12 protein-coding genes are annotated in these 17,047 nt (G+C 47.5%); 7 read left to right on the top strand and 5 right to left on the bottom strand.

Annotated features, from left to right (window positions below; translation table 11 throughout):
* Positions 1 to 32 precede the first annotated feature (32 nt).
* From rsgA to grpE, 5 genes are all read right to left on the bottom strand, one after another.
* Complete coding sequence (gene rsgA / locus PLE7327_RS11155; protein ID WP_015143935.1) at positions 33 to 1,142, bottom strand: small ribosomal subunit biogenesis GTPase RsgA; 1,110 nt, start codon at positions 1,140 to 1,142, stop codon at positions 33 to 35.
* Positions 1,139 to 1,381 (bottom strand): sulfurtransferase TusA family protein, encoded by a 243-nt coding sequence (locus tag PLE7327_RS11150; protein ID WP_015143934.1) that lies wholly within the window; start codon positions 1,379 to 1,381, stop codon positions 1,139 to 1,141. Before PLE7327_RS11150 ends, rsgA begins: the two co-directional genes overlap by 4 nt.
* On the bottom strand, positions 1,378 to 2,505 hold the full coding sequence (gene dnaJ / locus PLE7327_RS11145) for a molecular chaperone DnaJ (RefSeq protein ID WP_015143933.1): 1,128 nt from the start codon (positions 2,503 to 2,505) through the stop codon (positions 1,378 to 1,380). The genes PLE7327_RS11150 and dnaJ overlap by 4 nt, the downstream gene beginning before the upstream one ends.
* Before the next feature lie 146 nt (positions 2,506 to 2,651).
* The gene (gene dnaK, locus PLE7327_RS11140; protein ID WP_015143932.1) at positions 2,652 to 4,691 is read right to left on the bottom strand and encodes a molecular chaperone DnaK; all 2,040 of its coding nucleotides are present in this window, start codon (positions 4,689 to 4,691) and stop codon (positions 2,652 to 2,654) included.
* A 144-nt stretch (positions 4,692 to 4,835) separates the two neighbouring features.
* The gene (gene grpE / locus PLE7327_RS11135; protein WP_015143931.1) at positions 4,836 to 5,621 is read right to left on the bottom strand and encodes a nucleotide exchange factor GrpE; all 786 of its coding nucleotides are present in this window, start codon (positions 5,619 to 5,621) and stop codon (positions 4,836 to 4,838) included.
* 223 nt (positions 5,622 to 5,844) lie between these two features.
* Here grpE and PLE7327_RS11130 point away from each other — a divergent pair, with 223 nt between their 5' ends.
* The 7 genes from PLE7327_RS11130 to ftsH3 all read left to right on the top strand — a co-directional run bounded on the left by PLE7327_RS11130 (position 5,845) and on the right by ftsH3 (position 16,865).
* A complete protein-coding gene (locus PLE7327_RS11130; protein WP_015143930.1) occupies positions 5,845 to 7,866 on the top strand; it encodes a GspE/PulE family protein in 2,022 nt (673 codons plus the stop codon).
* Between the two features lie 63 nt (positions 7,867 to 7,929).
* Entirely contained in the window at positions 7,930 to 9,039 is a 1,110-nt protein-coding gene (locus tag PLE7327_RS11125) for a type IV pilus twitching motility protein PilT (RefSeq protein WP_015143929.1), read from the top strand.
* A gap of 36 nt (positions 9,040 to 9,075) precedes the next feature.
* On the top strand, positions 9,076 to 10,296 hold the full coding sequence (locus tag PLE7327_RS11120) for a type II secretion system F family protein (protein ID WP_015143928.1): 1,221 nt from the start codon (positions 9,076 to 9,078) through the stop codon (positions 10,294 to 10,296).
* A gap of 115 nt (positions 10,297 to 10,411) precedes the next feature.
* Positions 10,412 to 10,987, top strand: a complete 576-nt coding sequence (locus tag PLE7327_RS11115) for a hypothetical protein (protein WP_041392063.1) — start codon at positions 10,412 to 10,414, stop codon at positions 10,985 to 10,987.
* A 137-nt stretch (positions 10,988 to 11,124) separates the two neighbouring features.
* The gene (locus PLE7327_RS11110) at positions 11,125 to 13,200 is read left to right on the top strand and encodes a M3 family metallopeptidase (RefSeq protein WP_015143926.1); all 2,076 of its coding nucleotides are present in this window, start codon (positions 11,125 to 11,127) and stop codon (positions 13,198 to 13,200) included.
* A 97-nt stretch (positions 13,201 to 13,297) separates the two neighbouring features.
* On the top strand, positions 13,298 to 14,845 hold the full coding sequence (locus PLE7327_RS11105; RefSeq protein WP_015143925.1) for an AAA family ATPase: 1,548 nt from the start codon (positions 13,298 to 13,300) through the stop codon (positions 14,843 to 14,845).
* A 163-nt stretch (positions 14,846 to 15,008) separates the two neighbouring features.
* Positions 15,009 to 16,865, top strand: a complete 1,857-nt coding sequence (gene ftsH3 / locus PLE7327_RS11100; protein WP_015143924.1) for an ATP-dependent zinc metalloprotease FtsH3 — start codon at positions 15,009 to 15,011, stop codon at positions 16,863 to 16,865.
* The last annotated feature ends 182 nt before the right edge of the window (positions 16,866 to 17,047 follow it).

Raw genomic sequence — 17,047 nt, 5'->3', positions numbered from 1 at the left:
GCAATAGAATTCAGCAAATATTTTTACATTATTTAATAATCTTCTAGCTCTTCATGGAGCTTTTCAATTGATTGACTATCATAGAGATCTTGCAGGGCTTGATGTTTTTCTCGCCGCGATCGCCGACGATATCTTTTGGTCTCTAGCTTGGGTTCGTACTGATGCTGTCCTAACGCTTTAATTTTCAGTTTTACGGTCGATTCTTCATCGCGGGTTTGTTGAATTGCTTCTTGTCTAGCGATCGCCTCTTCTAAAAATCTTAAATAATGTTCGTATCGTTCCCAATCCCCGCGCACGGCGCAGTTGGGTTCGTCGCGATGCAGGCAATCGTTGAATTGACAATTCCCTTGGGCGAGTCGCATTCTCGCTTCGGGAAAATATTGGGCTAATTGCGCGGGATCGCAGTCGAGATCGGGTTGATTGAAGCCAGGGGTATCTGCCAGCAAACCGCCGTCAGGTAATTCAAATAGTTCTACGTGGCGAGTCGTATGGCGACCTTTTTGGAGTTTGCCGGAGACTTGGCTAACTCGTTGCTCGACCGCAGGAATTAACTTGTTAATCAAGCTAGATTTGCCGACCCCCGAAGGTCCTGCCAGAATCGTAATTTTGTTTTTGAGGCGATCGAGCAATTGCTCTAGACCGCGATTAGCAGCAATACTAATAAATACGGGACGATAACCCCACTCGCCCAAACGCTCTTCCCACGACTGCTGTTGTGTTTTAGTGACGAGATCGGTTTTGTTGAGGCACAGACACAAATCTAAACCTGTAGACTCGGCTTTGACTAGAAAACGGCTCAACTGCCAAGCATCTAAACTAGGTTCTTCTAGGGCAAAAACCAAGAGAATTTGGTCGGCGTTAGCAACGGGAGGGCGATTTAACTCGGTTTTCCTCGGAAAAACTTCTGCGATCGCGCCCCGTTCGTCTGCATAATCCGGTTCTTCAATCGCAACGCGATCGCCCACCATCACTTGCTGCCCAATTTTTTTCAGGCGCGTTCTGCGCGTACAGAGCAGATATTGAGGATAATTCTCCCCTTCTGGGCGTTCTAGACGCACTCGATAAAAATTTGCCTGTACCGCTACAACCGTGCCAAGAAGTCCAGACGAATTCTGAGTTTGGGTAACGACAGAATTCCTCACGAGACCACTGGGCGACGCACCTTGAGCGCAAAAAACTCACTCCGATTTTCGATGGCTTCTATCTTATAACCTTCCATTGCTAAACTGTCTGGCACTTGTTCGATTGGTTCTCCCGGATCCAGCCAGACTTCTAACAAAGAGCCAGGAGACATTTGCTCCAACTTGAGCTTAGTGCGAATGAAATTGATCGGACAAGGCGTGTCGCGTAGGTCGAGAAGCGAATCGGCGGTAGCATTCATTTGTGAAACAGACCCCCTAAAAATCCTTCTATACCCCCTTTACCGTGACTTTCTCCCTTAATTTTAGCGAGCTTTTCTAACAACTCCCGTTCCTCTGCATTGATGCGCGTAGGAATAGCTATTTTAACCGTTATCAAATGATCGCCGCGACTGACGGGATTGCCTAGCTTAGGCACGCCTTTATTTTCCAGGGTCAACACCGTATTGGGTTGGGTTCCGGGAGGGATCGTTATCTCCTCGCTTCCATCCACTGTATTGACCTTGAGGCGACAACCAAGAATCGCTTGCAGGTAACTAATCGTCACTTCCGACTCGATATTAATTCCATCTCGTCTAAATTCTTCGTCCGGCTCGACAAACAAATAAACGTAGAGGTCGCCGGGAGCACCTCCTCGCGCTCCTGCATCGCCTTCGCGGGCAACTCGCAGGCGAGTTCCGTTATCTACTCCGGGCGGGATAGTAATTTTCAGCTTTTTGGTTTCTTGTTTGCGACCGACTCCTCCGCAAGCTTCGCATTTCTCTTCTATAACTTCTCCCGCGCCATTGCAAGTCGGACAAACGGAAACTTGAGCGAAGCTACCGAAAGGCGTTCTAGTAGCGCGGCGAACCTGTCCCGACCCTCCGCAGGTCGAACAAGTACGCACCCCGGTTCCTGGCTTTGCTCCCGTTCCCTTACAGACTTGACAGGTTTCCAGATGGGGAATGCGAATTTCCTTTTCGCCGCCAAAAACAGCTTCGCGAAACTCCAGCTTTAAATCTAATCGCAGGTCGTCTCCTCGTACCGGACCGGTGCGCCGACGGGCCGACGTTCCTGCGCCCATCCCGCCAAAACCACTAAAAATGGTTTCAAAGATATCGGCAAACCCGCCGATGTCGCCATAATCGAAACCAACTCCCGCACCAGCACCAACTCCGGCTTCGCCAAAGCGATCGTATCTCGCGCGAGCGTCTGGTTCTGAGAGGACTTCGTAAGCGCGATTGATTTCTTTAAAACGCTCTTCTGCCCCCGGTTCTTTATTTACGTCGGGATGGTATTTTCGAGCCAGACGGCGAAAGGCTCGTTTGATCTCTTCTTTGCTAGCATCGCGGGGAACCCCCAGGATTTCATAGTAGTCGGCTGGCATAAAGCGCTGATCTCGTTTTTTAGTGGTTCAGTATTAATATTCAGGTTTAGTTGTACTGTAGCAAACTATCGCCTTCAGTGAACGGGATTGATGACTGGGAGTTATTCTTTCCTCCGCTTTGTGTCCTTCGTTCTCCGTCCTTATTCCTAGTCTACTGCTTCATAATCGCTGGCAACCGTTTCATCCTCATCAAAATCGAAGCTGTACTCTTCGGTTCCTTCCGTCGTATAATTATAGTCTTCTTCTCCTTGCGCGATCGCGTACTCTTGTTCGTCTAAGGCGAAAGTTTGAGTTTGTTCGCTGAACTCAGTTTCGCCTTCACTGTAGGTTAAATTTGGCGAGCCGACGGTTTCAAAGTTTTGAGCGACTTCTGGATTACCTTTTTGATAAATTTGAGTCCCGATTGTCAAGAGAACTTGCCGGAATGCTTCTATAGCGATCTTCAGCCTTTCGGGATTAATGGGAACCTCTCTAAGAATGACTTCCAACTGTTCCTTTCTCTGCTTGCTTTTGACTTTGAGGTCTTCGCTAATGTAGGCAGCGTTTTCTTCTAGAGTGGTTTCGTAGGTGTGGAATAAGCTATCTGCTTGATTTCTGAGTTCGATCAGTTGCAGTTGACGGCGGTCTTGTTCGGCGAATCTTTCGGCTTCTTCCCGCATTCGCTCGATTTCACCACTTTTGAGTCCGCCCGTCTGATTGATGGCAATGCTTTGTTCTCGACCTGTCCCCTGGTCTTGAGCTGAAACTTTAAGAATTCCGTTTACGTCAATTTCAAAAGATACTTCGATTTGAGGTATGCCGCGCGGTGCTGGCGGAATTCCCGTGAGAACGAACTTGCCCAGGCTGTGGTTATCCTTAGCCATCGCCCGTTCTCCTTGGAGAACGTGAATTTCTACTGAGGTTTGTCCGTCTGAGGCAGTAGAAAAAACTTGGGATTTGCTAGTGGGGATGGTAGTGTTGCGATCGATTATTTTGGTGAAGACTTCGCCGAGGGTTTCAATTCCCAGCGAGAGGGGAGTGACGTCTAGGAGCAGTAAATCTTCGACTTCGCCGCCTAAAATTCCCCCTTGGATGGCTGCGCCCAAGGCAACGGCTTCGTCTGGATTGATAGAGCGATCGATTTGAGAGCTACCGAACAAGCGCTGGATCGTCTTTTGCACCGCGGGAATCCGAGTTGAACCGCCAACGAGAATCGCGCGATCGATCTCGCTCGGTTTGAGTCCGGCATCTCTGAGCGCTTGCTCGACTGGTCCGACAGTTGCCTCGACCAGATGGTTGGTTAGTTCTTCAAATTTTGCCCGCGTGAGTTCGGTTTCTAGATGCTTTGGACCGCTTTCGTCTGCCGTGATAAAGGGAAGGTTAATCGAGGTGGTGAGCATGCTGGAAAGCTCGATTTTAGCTTTTTCAGCGGCTTCTCGCAGACGCTGTAGCGCCATTCTATCGGTTGCTAGGTCGATCCCCTCTTGGGCTTTGAATTCGTCGATCGCCCAGCGGACGATGACGTTGTCGAAGTCGTCGCCTCCAAGGTGATTGTTGCCAGCGGTGGCTTTTACTTCAAACACCCCGTTCCCAAGTTGAAGGACAGAGACATCAAACGTTCCGCCCCCTAGATCGTAGACGAGAATGTATTGTTCTTCTTCTTGTTTGTCTAAGCCATAGGCGAGGGCTGCGGCTGTGGGTTCGTTAATAATTCGCAAAACTTCTAAGCCCGCGATCGTTCCCGCATCTTTAGTTGCCTGTCGTTGGGCATCGGTAAAGTAGGCGGGAACGGTAATGACGGCTTCTCTAACGGGTTCGCCGAGGAAAGCTTCGGCATCGGCTTTGAGCTTTTGCAGAATCATCGAGGAGATTTCTTGGGGCGTGAAAGCGCGATCGCGGATTTGCACGTTAACGGTATCGTCTCGACCCCTAACGCATTGGTAAGGAACTCGCGATCGCTCTTGTTCTGTTTCGTCCCACCGACGACCGATGAAGCGCTTGATACTGTAGACAGTATTTTCTGAATTGGTAACGGATTGCCGCTTTGCCAACTGACCTACGAGACGTTGATTTGCCTTCCCAAATCCAACGATACTGGGAGTTGTCCTCGCTCCTTCCGAATTGGGGATGACTACTGGTTTCCCCACTTCTAGCACGGATACACAACTATTAGTCGTCCCCAGGTCAATACCAATGACTTTTCCCATAGCGCTTCGGCGATAAAACCATCCAAGATCGGGAGTTAACTTTTAGAGAAGCTGTCAGTCATTTTAGTGTAAATTTAACTGACTCTTCTCCAAAAAAAGCTCCTAAAAGCTCTATTATCGTGCTTTTATTACAATCTCGCAAATTTAACTTTCCTTATTTTCGAGATTTTCTTTCTCAGTTGTCTCTTCTGCTGACGTTATCGTGGGTTCTTTAGGCGCAGCAACTTTGACCATTGCATGGCGAAGAACGCGATCGCCGAGAGTATATCCGCGAACCAGTTGTTCGAGTACTGTCCCTTCTGGATGTTCGTCCGTTTGTTCTCGAAGCATTGCTTCGTGGTAATTAGGGTCGAAGGGCTGCCCTTCTGGACGCATTGCCGAAACGCCGAGACGCTTGAGTCCATCTACCAGGTTTTTGTAAACTCCCTGATAGCTTTTGTGGATTGCCATCTCTCCTTCATTAGCTGGTTTGATCTGGGTTCGTGCCCGCTCGAAATTATCTACTACTTGCAAAAGTTCGCCGATTGTCTTGCACTTGACTTGAACTTCCAGTTCTTCTTTTTCTTTTTGGGTGCGCTTGCGGAAATTATCGAACTCGGCAGCTAGAGAAATATACCGTTTCTTTAAGGCATCTACTTGTTGGTTTTGCTGCTCGAGTTGCTGTTTGAGGCTTTCATTTTCCTGGCTCAGAGCTTTTATGACTTGAGCGGGTTCTGGCAATTCAGTGATTTTTTCTGATTCTGGCAACTCGGCTTCCCCTGCTGCGCCGATCGTGTCTTGGAAGGAAGTTTCAGTAGTTGCAGCGGCTTCTGGTTGGCTTGCGCTGGCATTGGGTTGACCGAACTCTTCCTTCTCGATTTTCTCAGAAGGGTTTAAATTTTGCTCGCTCTCTATTGGATTGTTTTCTGGCTGCTTTTGCTCGTCAATCATAAGGCACTTCTGTCTACTCTCAAGAGATTTTATTAGTTTTCTCTTGTGCTTACTTTACTTGAGTCTGTTTTCTCTGTGGGTTGATAAATTCATTAAACTCAAATGTAACATTTTGTGAGATGGGTTGACCTACTCTCTTCCTCATCCTTTTTCATAGCTCCTATTAAATTTTTGCCTGACTTTGGGAATACTCAGTGTTGTTAGAAGATCTCGTCGCGACACTATGGCTTACTCTTCATCTTCAAAGCGGACTAGAGCCGTTGCTTTACGCAATTATTTTTCGCCTTTTGGGAACAAATTGATTCAAGCGGGTCATGCTACGCCCGAACAAATGCAGCAAGCATTAATCGAAACTCGTAAGTCCGGTCGTACTTTGGTAGAGGTTCTCCAGTCGATCGTGGGTCGCGAACTCCCCGCCGATTTGGTTCGCCAGTATAAAAAACATCATTTATTTGAACTCAAAATTCTGTATGGAGTTGATTGCCTCGACCCAGAACTCGATCCCATCGCTAATAACGAGATGGCGGATCTCATCGAAACCTTAATTGCGATCGATGTTTGTCGCCGTTATAAGCTAGTTCCTCTCAAAAAGATCGATACTCAGCCCCCTAGCGTTTTAGTAGCGATGGTCGATCCGGATAACTTGGAAGCTCAAGACGACCTCAACCGTATCTTGCGCCCCAGAGACATCAAACTCCAGCGCACAGTCATTACCCAGGAAGATTACGAAAGATTGCTGGAACAATATTACGAGATACAGACTGAAAGAGAAAAAGAAAAAGAGCGGCTTCAAAAAGAAAAAGACCTCGAAAAGTTAGCCGATCTTAGCGGGATCGTCGAAAATTTAGACGTTAACCTTCAAGAAGCGCAAGACGAAATCAACGACGATCTGGGAGCTAACGAAGCCAATCAAGCCCCCGTCATCAATCTGGTCAACAAAATTTTGGCAAAAGCCTTACAGGAAAATGTTTCTGACATTCACGTCGAGCCTCAAGAAGAATATCTGCGAGTGCGCTACCGCAAAGATGGGGTGCTTCAGCAAGCCTTCGACCCCCTGCCCAAAAAGATTACGCCAGCCGTAGTCGCGCGTTTCAAAATTATGGCAGAGTTGGACATTGCCGAGCGACGCTTGCCCCAAGACGGAAAAATTCGGCGGATGTTTCAAGGTCGCAAAGTGGACTTTCGGGTTAATACCCTACCCAGCCGCTACGGAGAGAAAGTCTGTTTGCGGATTCTCGATAACTCGGCAACTCAGCTTGGTTTGGATAAGTTGATTACCGACCAGAGAACCCTAGATATCGTTCGAGAAATGGCAAGCCGTCCCTTCGGATTGATCTTGGTAACGGGTCCGACGGGTTCCGGAAAGTCTACCTCGCTGTACTCGGTTCTAGCAGAACGAAACCATCCCGGCGTCAACATCAGTACGGCAGAAGACCCGATCGAATATTCGCTGCCAGGGATTACGCAGGTGCAGGTCATTCGCGAAAAAGGGATGGACTTTGCCAATATTCTCAGGGCATTCATGCGGCAAGACCCAGACGTAATTCTAGTAGGTGAGACGCGAGATAAAGAAACGGCAAAAACGGCGATTGAAGCCGCACTGACGGGTCACTTGGTTTTGACTACCTTGCACACCAACGACGCGGCAGGCGCGATCGCCCGTCTCGACGAAATGGGGGTCGAACCGTTTATGATTTCTGGCTCGTTAATCGGCGTTCTGGCTCAGCGTCTCATGCGCCGCGTCTGTACCGAATGTCGCATTCCTTATCATCCAACCAAAGAAGAACTCGCTCGATTTGGCTTCTCGGCTTCTAACGAAGGAGAAGTTACCTTCTACAAAGCTAACACCTTAACCACCGAAGAAATTCAAGAAGCCAAAGCGAAAGGCACTCTCTGCGCTAAGTGTGGCGGTGGCGGTTACAAAGGACGGGTTGGCGTTTATGAGGTGATGCAAAACAGCGAGCGCCTGCAAAGCTTAATCAACCAAGGTGCAACCACCGACCGAATCAAAGAAGCCGCCGTCGAAGAGGGCATGACGACGCTGCTGGCTTACAGCTTAAATCTGGTGCGAGAAGGCTATACAACCCTAGAAGAAGTAGAGCGAGTAACGTTTACCGATTCCGGTTTAGAGGCAGAACTCAAAGCCAAACGCAAAACTGCTTTGACTTGTCGGACTTGTCATGCAGAACTGGTGCCGGAGTGGTTGGATTGTCCTTATTGCATGACCCCTCGCTTCAGCGATTGATTTTTTATTAGTTGCTCAATAACTAATAACCAATAACCAATAACTAATTTGGAGACTATGGCTATGGATTTAATGATTGAAGACTTAATGGAGCGTTTGGTGGAGATGGGCGGCTCGGACATGCACATCCAAGCAGGCGCGCCCATCTACTTTCGGGTGAGCGGCAAGCTAGCTCCCATCGACGACCAGCCTCTTAATCCTCAAGAATGCCAAAAATTAATCTTCAGCATGCTCAACAACACCCAACGCAAGGAATTAGAGCAGAATTGGGAGCTGGATTGTTCCTATGGCGTTAAAGGATTAGCACGCTTCCGGGTCAACGTTTATAAAGAGCGGGGTTGCTATGCAGCGTGTTTGAGAGCTTTGTCTTCTAAAATTCCTAACTTCGACCAGCTTGGATTGCCCGATGTCGTCCGCGAAATGGCAGAAAGACCGAGAGGGCTGATTTTGGTAACGGGACAAACGGGATCGGGAAAAACAACCACCTTGGCAGCAATTCTAGACCTAATCAACCGCACGAGAGCCGAACATATTTTGACAGTGGAAGACCCGATTGAATATGTCTTTCCCAATGTTAAAAGCCTATTCCACCAACGACAAAAGGGAGAGGATACTAAGAGTTTTGCCAACGCTCTCAAAGCGGCGCTGCGCGAAGACCCCGATATTATCCTGGTAGGAGAAATGCGGGATTTAGAGACGATTTCGCTAGCGATTTCGGCAGCAGAAACCGGTCATTTGGTATTTGGAACGCTACATACCAGCTCGGCTGCGGGTACGGTAGACCGGATTATTGACGTGTTTCCAGCTAACCAGCAAGCTCAAATCAGAGCAATGCTGTCTAACTCTTTACTCGCTGTTTTTAGCCAATGTTTGGTGAAGAAGAAAAACCCCAAACCCGGCGAATATGGTCGGTGTTTGGCACAGGAGATTATGGTAGTCACCCCAGCGATCGCTAACTTGATCCGAGAAGGAAAAGCACCTCAAGTTTACTCAGCGATTCAAACTGGAGGAAAACTAGGAATGCAAACCATGGAACAAGCGCTTGCCAATTTGATTCTCAGTGGCACCGTTTCATTTGAGGAAGCGATTTCCAAGAGCAGCAAACCCGATGAATTACAGCGCCTTGTTAGCAGTGGCGCGCTAACAAATCCTAAAGCGAAAGCCCGCGCTTGATGAATTGTCCAATTGTAAATTTTGAATTGACCTATTATGCCTACTTTTATTGCTCAAGTTATTGATTCTTCAGGGAAAACCCACCAAGAAAAAGTGGAGGCGATGTCTCCAGAACAAGTCCGCACCCTACTCAAAGGGAAATATACCACGATTGGAAAAATCAAAAAAGCGGGCATAAACATGGATATCGATCTATCCGGTTTGGAGTTAGCTCTTAGTAAAGTCTCCGTCAAAGACAAAGCTGTTTTTTCCCGTCAATTTTCGGTAATGATCGACGCGGGGGTGGCAATTGTCCGCTCCTTGGCAGTTTTAGCCGACCAGTCTCCCAATCCCAAGCTCAAAAAAGCCCTTTTGGCGATTAGTGCTGACGTTCAGCAGGGAGGTAATCTTTCTGATGCCATGAGCAAACACCCCGAATGCTTCGATGAGCTTTATATCTATATGGTAGAAGCAGGCGAAGCAGGTGGCGTTCTCGACGAGGTGCTGAACCGATTGGCTAAGCTGCTGGAGGATATGGCTCGGCTACAAAACCAAATCAAATCGTCTATGGCTTATCCAGTTGCAGTTGGGATCTTGGCAGTGGTCGTATTTTTCGCGATGACCGTCTTTCTTATCCCTATTTTTGCTAACATCTTCAAAAGTTTGGGGGCAGAATTACCTGCGTTGACCAAGTTTATGCTCTTTTTGAGCGACATCATGAGAAGTCCGAAAATTCTCATTCCCATCGTTGCCATCATGGTAACTGTCTTCTTGATTAGACGATACTATAAAACTCCCGCCGGACGCTTGCAGATAGATGCTTTGATGTTAAAGCTGCCACTTTTTGGGGATTTGAATGAAAAATCAGCCGTGGCTCGTTTCTGTCGGGTATTTGGAACTTTGACTCGTTCGGGCGTACCTATCATCCAGTCTTTAGAGATAGTCTGCAATACCGTGGGCAATCAAGTGATTGCTAACGCGATCTCGGCAGCCAAGGCGGAAATTCAGCAAGGTGGCATGATGAGTCTGGCGTTGCAAAAAGCTAACGTGTTTCCTCCTCTCGCGATTCAAATGATCAGCATTGGCGAAGAGACGGGGGAGCTGGATTCGATGATGATGAAAGTCGCTGATTTCTATGAAGATGAAGTAGAACAAGCCCTCAAAGCTTTAACTAGCATTATAGAACCTTTGATGATGGTCGCGATCGCTGGGATGGTAGGAACCATTCTGCTGTCTATGTATCTACCGATGTTCTCCATCTTCGATCAACTCGGATAATGAATGCCGAATTCTGAATGATGAATTGTGAATTATGAAAAGAATAGCTTCTAAAAACTTATTTTTCATCGTTCATCGTTCATCATTCACGAGTTTTCCTCCTTCTAATAACGTTATGTCTGTCAAGCAATCTGATTACGAAACCCTGCTGTCGGAGTACAGTAGCCGCGAAGGTGCGATCGCGCTCCTCAAACAGTATCGCTCTTATCTGGAGATGATTCCTAGCATGCGTCGCCCAGAGGAAAGCTTGATTACCATTCCTTTACCAGTTGCGAGAATTCGCAGCTCTCAATCTGTCGGTCAAAAGGGCGCGAGTGCGGCAAATTTAAGAGAAACGATTCATTTGCCCTGCGATCTCGCAATTCTTACCTGCGATCCGGAGTGGAAAATTAAAATGGAGACGGAAATCCTGATTTTTATCCATCGTCCCCAAGAAGATTTTTCTCAGCTGCTCGGTCGCTGGCGTAAGATGCAGGTTTATTTGGATAGGGATTATGAATGGCTGATGCCCCTCAGCGAGCAACACATGTTGAGCGAAGGAGTCGCCAAAACCTATCCTCTATTTATCGTTTTTGAAACAACGCCTTTTAGGATTAAGCGAGGATTGGCAGGTGCGGGTTTGCCCTTTTTAACTCAAACGCCAGAGTTAGATCTATCTGAAGAGATGACACAAGTACCTTCATGGGATTGACCTTCAATCCGCTAACGTCGAGCAAACGTATCGAAGTCAAATAGAGAAATTTCCAAATCAGCACGCGCGGCAACATACCCTTCAATCGCGCTAGGGTAAGAAATAGCGAACTACATAGAAATATAAATTACCCAAGCATGACTAACGCGACTGCGATCGATAATCCCTTACTTATCGGCAAAGGACTTCCTCCCTTTGACAAAATCCAGCCGGGACACATCGTTCCCGCGATGACTCAACTGTTAGCTGACTTAGAAACCGAACTTGCTAACCTAGAAGCCAACGTTACTCCCACTTGGTCGAGTTTAGTCGAACCCTTGACTAAAATTGAAGAACGCTTAACCTGGAGTTGGGGAATCGTAGGACATTTGATGGGCGTAAAAAATAGTCCCGAATTGCGGCAAGCTTACGAAATCGTCCAACCCCAAGTCGTTCAATTTATCAATAAACTCAGCCAAAGCAAACCCCTCTACGAGGCGTTTAAAGCGTTGCGCGACGGACAAGAGTGGAATGCGCTCGAAAGCGCCCAAAAACGCATTGTCGAGGCAGCTATCCGCGATGCAGAACTATCGGGAGTAGGACTCGAAGCCGAAAAACGGGAACGCTTCAACCAAATTCAGCTGGAGTTGGCGGAACTCTCTACTAAGTTTTCTAATAATGTCTTGGATGCAACCAAAGCCTTTAAACTCAAACTAACGGATAAGCAAGACGTAGATGGTTTACCCGCTAGCCTTCTCAGTTTAGCCGCCCAAACTGCCCGCGTCGAAGGAGAAGAGAACGCCACGCCAGAGGAAGGATCTTGGGTTATTACGCTAGACTACCCCAGCTATCTCCCCTTTATGAAATACAGTACCAATCGGGAATTGCGGGAAAAACTCTACAAAGCTTTCATTAGCCGCGCCTCTAGCGGCGAATTAAACAACAATCCTTTAATCGACAGAATTCTACGACTGCGCCAAGAAAAAGCCGCATTACTGGGGTATAACAGTTACGCAGAAGTCAGTCTCGCTAGAAAAATGGCTCCTGACGTGGAAGCTGTAGAAAACTTACTCGAAGAACTGCGCGGCGCGAGTTATGATGCGGCTGTAAGGGAATTAGAAGAGTTAAAAGCGTTTGCCCAAACCGACGATTTGAAACCCTGGGATATTGCTTTTTGGTCGGAAAGACAGCGAGAAGCCAAGTTTGATTTTAATGCCGAGGAGTTACGCCCATATTTTCCTTTACCACAAGTGTTAGAAGGATTATTTAGCTTGGTTAAGCGTATCTTTGCAGTCACGATTATTCCTGCGGACGGACAAGCCCCAGTTTGGCAGGAAGATGTACGCTATTTCCAGATTAACAATGAAGTTGGAGAAGCGATCGCCTATTTCTATCTCGATCCCTATAGCCGTCCTGCCGAAAAACGCGGTGGTGCTTGGATGGATGATTGCATCGGTCGGGCGAAAATGGTAGATGGCAGCATTCGTTTACCCGTCGCTTATCTGGTCTGCAATCAAACCCCTCCCGTCGATGGCAAACCCAGTTTAATGACTTTTGATGAGGTGACTACCCTTTTCCACGAATTCGGTCACGGATTGCAACACATGCTGACCAAAGTAGATTATTCTGGGGCGGCAGGAATTAATAATGTGGAATGGGATGCGGTCGAGTTGCCCAGTCAGTTTATGGAAAACTGGTGCTACGATCGCGCTACTCTATTTAGCATGGCAAGGCATTACGAAACTGGGGAACCTTTGCCAGAACATTATTATCAGAAATTACTAGCTGCCAAAAATTACATGAGCGGTTTTGCCATGTTGCGGCAGTTACATTTTAGTTTGCTCGATCTCGAACTGCACCATCGCTATCAACCAGGCGGCGAAGAAACGCCCTACCAAGTGCGCGATCGCATTGCTAAAATCACTACCGTTATCCCACCTTTACCGGAAGATGCTTTCTTGTGTTCGTTCGGACATATCTTTGCTGGCGGTTATGCGGCAGGTTATTACAGCTACAAATGGGCAGAAGTTCTCAGTGCCGATGCTTTTGCTGCCTTTGAGGAGGCGGGGTTAGAGAATGAAGATGCTGTAACTACAACTGGAAAACGTTTCCGAGATACGGTGTTAGGGTTGGGAGGAAGTTTGCATCCGATGGAAGTCTTCGAAGCTTTCCGAGGACGAGAACCCAAAACCGAACCGTTACTGAGACACAGTGGCTTGCTAGCAGCTTCTTAAGATTAGATAATGCGGGCAATATGCCCGCTAATTTTTTGGTGGAAAAAGTCAGCTTTATGCCCTAAGCATCTAGTTTAAGTCGATAGCTTCTCAAACTATGTCTGCCACATTTACTCCTCTCATCGAACAGATGCAAAAATCGGAATTTTATCCCCATCCGGTTCGAGAACCCATTCAATTAATTCAAACTCACTGTTCCTCTGTGTTGTTGGCTGGAGATCATGCTTATAAACTCAAAAAATCTGTCAATTTTGGCTTTTTAGATTTTTCTACTTTAGCCAAACGACAACATTTTTTAAATGAAGAACTACGATTGAATAAAGCGATCGCACCGGATATTTATCTAGAAGTTTTGCCAATTACTCAAGTCAGAGACAGGTTTATCTTAGATGGCACGGGAGAACCGATAGAATACGTTCTCAAAATGCATCGATTTCCTCAAGAAAATCTATTTATTAATATGATCGAGCAAGGAAAGCTGACAGAAATCCATCTTGAGGATTTAGGGAAAGTTGTGGCTCGCTTTCACCGTCAAACTTTGACTAACGATTACATACGGAGTTTTGGAGAAGTAGAAAAAATCAAAGAGGCAGTCGATGAAAATTACGACCAAACCGAGAAATATATAGGGATCGCTCAAACGCAAAAGCAATATGATGAAACTAAACAGTTTACCGATGATTTTTTCTCCCAAAAGAAAGCATTATTTAAGCACCGTCAAGACAGCGATCGCATTAGAGAATGTCATGGCGATTTACATCTGAAAAATATTTGTCTGTGGCACGATAAAATTCAACTTTTCGATCGCATTGAATTTAACGAACCATTTCGGTTTGTCGATGTCATGTACGATGTTGCCTTTACGGTAATGGATTTAGACGCGCGGGGAAGAAAGGACTTTAGTAATATTTTTCTCAACACGTATTTAGAAGAAACTGGCGACTGGCAAGGATTGCAAGTCTTGCCACTTTATTTGAGCCGCCAAGCTTATGTTAGAGCCAAAGTTACTTCATTATTATTAGACGATCCCGCTATTTCTGAGAAAGATAAACAAATCGCCATACAAACGGCAGCCAACTATTATCGATTGGCTTGGGAATATACTAGAACTACAAAGGGACAACTCATTTTAATGTCGGGATTGTCGGGTTCGGGAAAAACCACTGTGGCAAAACAGCTCGCCAAGTGTATTGGTTCGATTCACATTCGTTCCGATGCGGTACGCAAGCATCTAGCAGGAATTGAGATCTCCGAACGAGGAGGAGACCAACTCTATACCCCGCAGATGAGCCAAAAAACCTACGAACGTTTGTTGGAATTGGGTAAAATGCTTGTGAGCGAAGGATATTCAGTCATCTTGGATGCCAAATACGATCGGCACAGATGGCGAGATCCTGCTATTGACTATGCTCGCTCCAACAAGATCCCCTTGCGGATTATCCATTGTAGCGCTCCGATGGAAGTGTTGCGCGATCGCATTTTGCAGCGAACAAAAGACATCTCCGATGCGACTGTTGATTTGCTCGCGCAGCAGCAAGCGACAGCCGAACCCTTTAGCGAACTCGAACGAGCCTACATTACTACTATAGACACTACCGATCCAGACTGGATCTCCCAGCTAGACTCACTAGAAAAACCGAAATGAAAATCGATGCTGTCAATAGTTCCTGAGAAAGGTTAACATAATTTAACAACGAGTGAATTCAAAGCGAATCCCTAACATTCCAGGAGCATCGATCTCTAAGCTCAAAATAAATCCTCATAACGATGAATCTATCCTCATCCTCACATCCCAGGAGGCTTAAAGCGTGAACAAAAATAACAATAATAAAAAGTGGCGGAATGCAGGACTGTATGCCTTGCTAGCTATAGTAGTCATTGCCCTAGCGACCGCCTTTTTAGACAGACAACCCCAAAGTCAGGCAACTTGGAGATACGATAAATTCATCTCAGAAGTTACCAGCGGCAGAGTTGAGAGCGTCAAACTGACCGCCGATCGCACCAAAGCGATCGTTCCCGCTCAAGATGGAACGCAAGTCTTGGTCAACCTTCTGCCCAACGATCCTCAACTGATCGACTTCCTAACCAAAAACGGGGTAGATATCTCAGTGCTTCCCCAAAAAGATGATGGCGTTTGGTTCCGCGCTCTGAGCAGCCTTTTCTTCCCCATTTTGTTGCTGGTAGGACTGTTCTTACTCCTGCGACGCGCTCAAAGCGGTCCCGGTTCTCAAGCGATGAACTTCGGCAAATCTAGAGCCAGAGTGCAAATGGAACCCCAAACCCAGGTGACTTTCGGAGACGTAGCAGGAATCGAACAAGCCAAGCTAGAATTAGCTGAAGTCGTTGACTTCCTCAAAAATGCCGATCGCTTCACGGCAGTTGGGGCAAAAATTCCTAAAGGCGTACTCTTAGTCGGACCTCCCGGAACCGGAAAAACCCTCTTAGCTCGTGCAGTTGCCGGAGAAGCTGGCGTTCCTTTCTTCTCCATCTCTGGTTCAGAATTCGTCGAAATGTTCGTCGGCGTTGGTGCTTCCCGCGTCCGCGATCTGTTCGAGCAAGCAAAAGCCAACGCTCCTTGTATAGTCTTCATCGATGAAATTGATGCTGTCGGTCGTCAGCGGGGTGCTGGTTTGGGCGGCGGTAACGACGAGCGCGAGCAAACTCTGAACCAGTTGCTCACCGAGATGGATGGGTTTGAGGGGAATACGGGCATTATCGTCATTGCCGCTACCAACCGTCCCGACGTTCTCGATGCCGCCTTGTTGCGTCCGGGTCGTTTCGATCGCCAGGTCGTCGTCGATCGCCCCGACTATGCAGGTCGCCAAGAAATTCTCAAAGTTCACGCTCGCGGCAAGACCCTTGCCAAGGATGTTGACCTAGATAAGATTGCTCGCCGGACTCCTGGATTCACGGGTGCCGACCTCTCTAACCTCTTGAACGAAGCGGCTATTCTCGCCGCCCGTCGCAACCTCACCGAAATTTCCATGGATGAGGTCAACGACGCGATCGATCGCGTTTTAGCGGGTCCGGAGAAGAAAAACCGCGTCATGAGCGAAAAGCGCAAGACTCTGGTTGCCTATCACGAAGCAGGTCACGCGCTAGTGGGCGCTCTGATGCCCGATTACGACCCCGTACAGAAAATCAGCATCATCCCTCGCGGTCGCGCTGGCGGTTTGACTTGGTTTACGCCTAGCGAAGAGCGCATGGAAGCAGGATTATATTCTCGTGCCTACCTGCAAAATCAAATGGCAGTCGCCCTTGGCGGTCGCATCGCCGAAGAGATCGTCTTCGGTGAAGAAGAAGTGACCACGGGTGCGGCAAACGACCTACAACAGGTAGCGCGAGTTGCGCGTCAGATGATTACGCGCTTCGGTATGAGCGATCGCCTCGGTCCCGTGGCTTTGGGACGGCAGAATGGCGGAGTTTTCCTCGGTCGCGACATTGCATCGGATCGCGACTTCTCCGATGAAACGGCAGCAACCATCGACGAAGAAGTTCGCCTTCTCGTCGAACAAGCTTATCGCCGCGCCAAAGATGTTCTCGTCAACAATCGTCACGTCCTCGACCAATTGGCACAAATCCTCGTCGAGAAAGAAACAGTAGACGCGGAAGAGTTGCAAGCTCTCTTGGCAAACAATGACGTGAAAATGGCAGCTCTAACCTAGTAAGTAATTGTTTCTATTCAAATTGGGCAGCACCAAAGCGTGCTGCTTTTTTTGAGGGAAAAAAGCGATCGCTCTCAACTACTGCTGTTGTCATTAATTTCCCAGACGATCGAAAAAGTCTTCTAAAAAAGACCCAATAGGAATTTCAGTCGATTTTAATCGAGTTGAGCTTTGAGCCTAGA

The organism is Pleurocapsa sp. PCC 7327 (assembly GCF_000317025.1).
In the GTDB taxonomy this organism is placed as follows: domain Bacteria; phylum Cyanobacteriota; class Cyanobacteriia; order Cyanobacteriales; family Microcystaceae; genus Hydrococcus.
The sequence above is the reverse complement of the archived record's forward strand: the minus strand, read 5'-3'. Positions and strand labels throughout refer to the sequence as shown.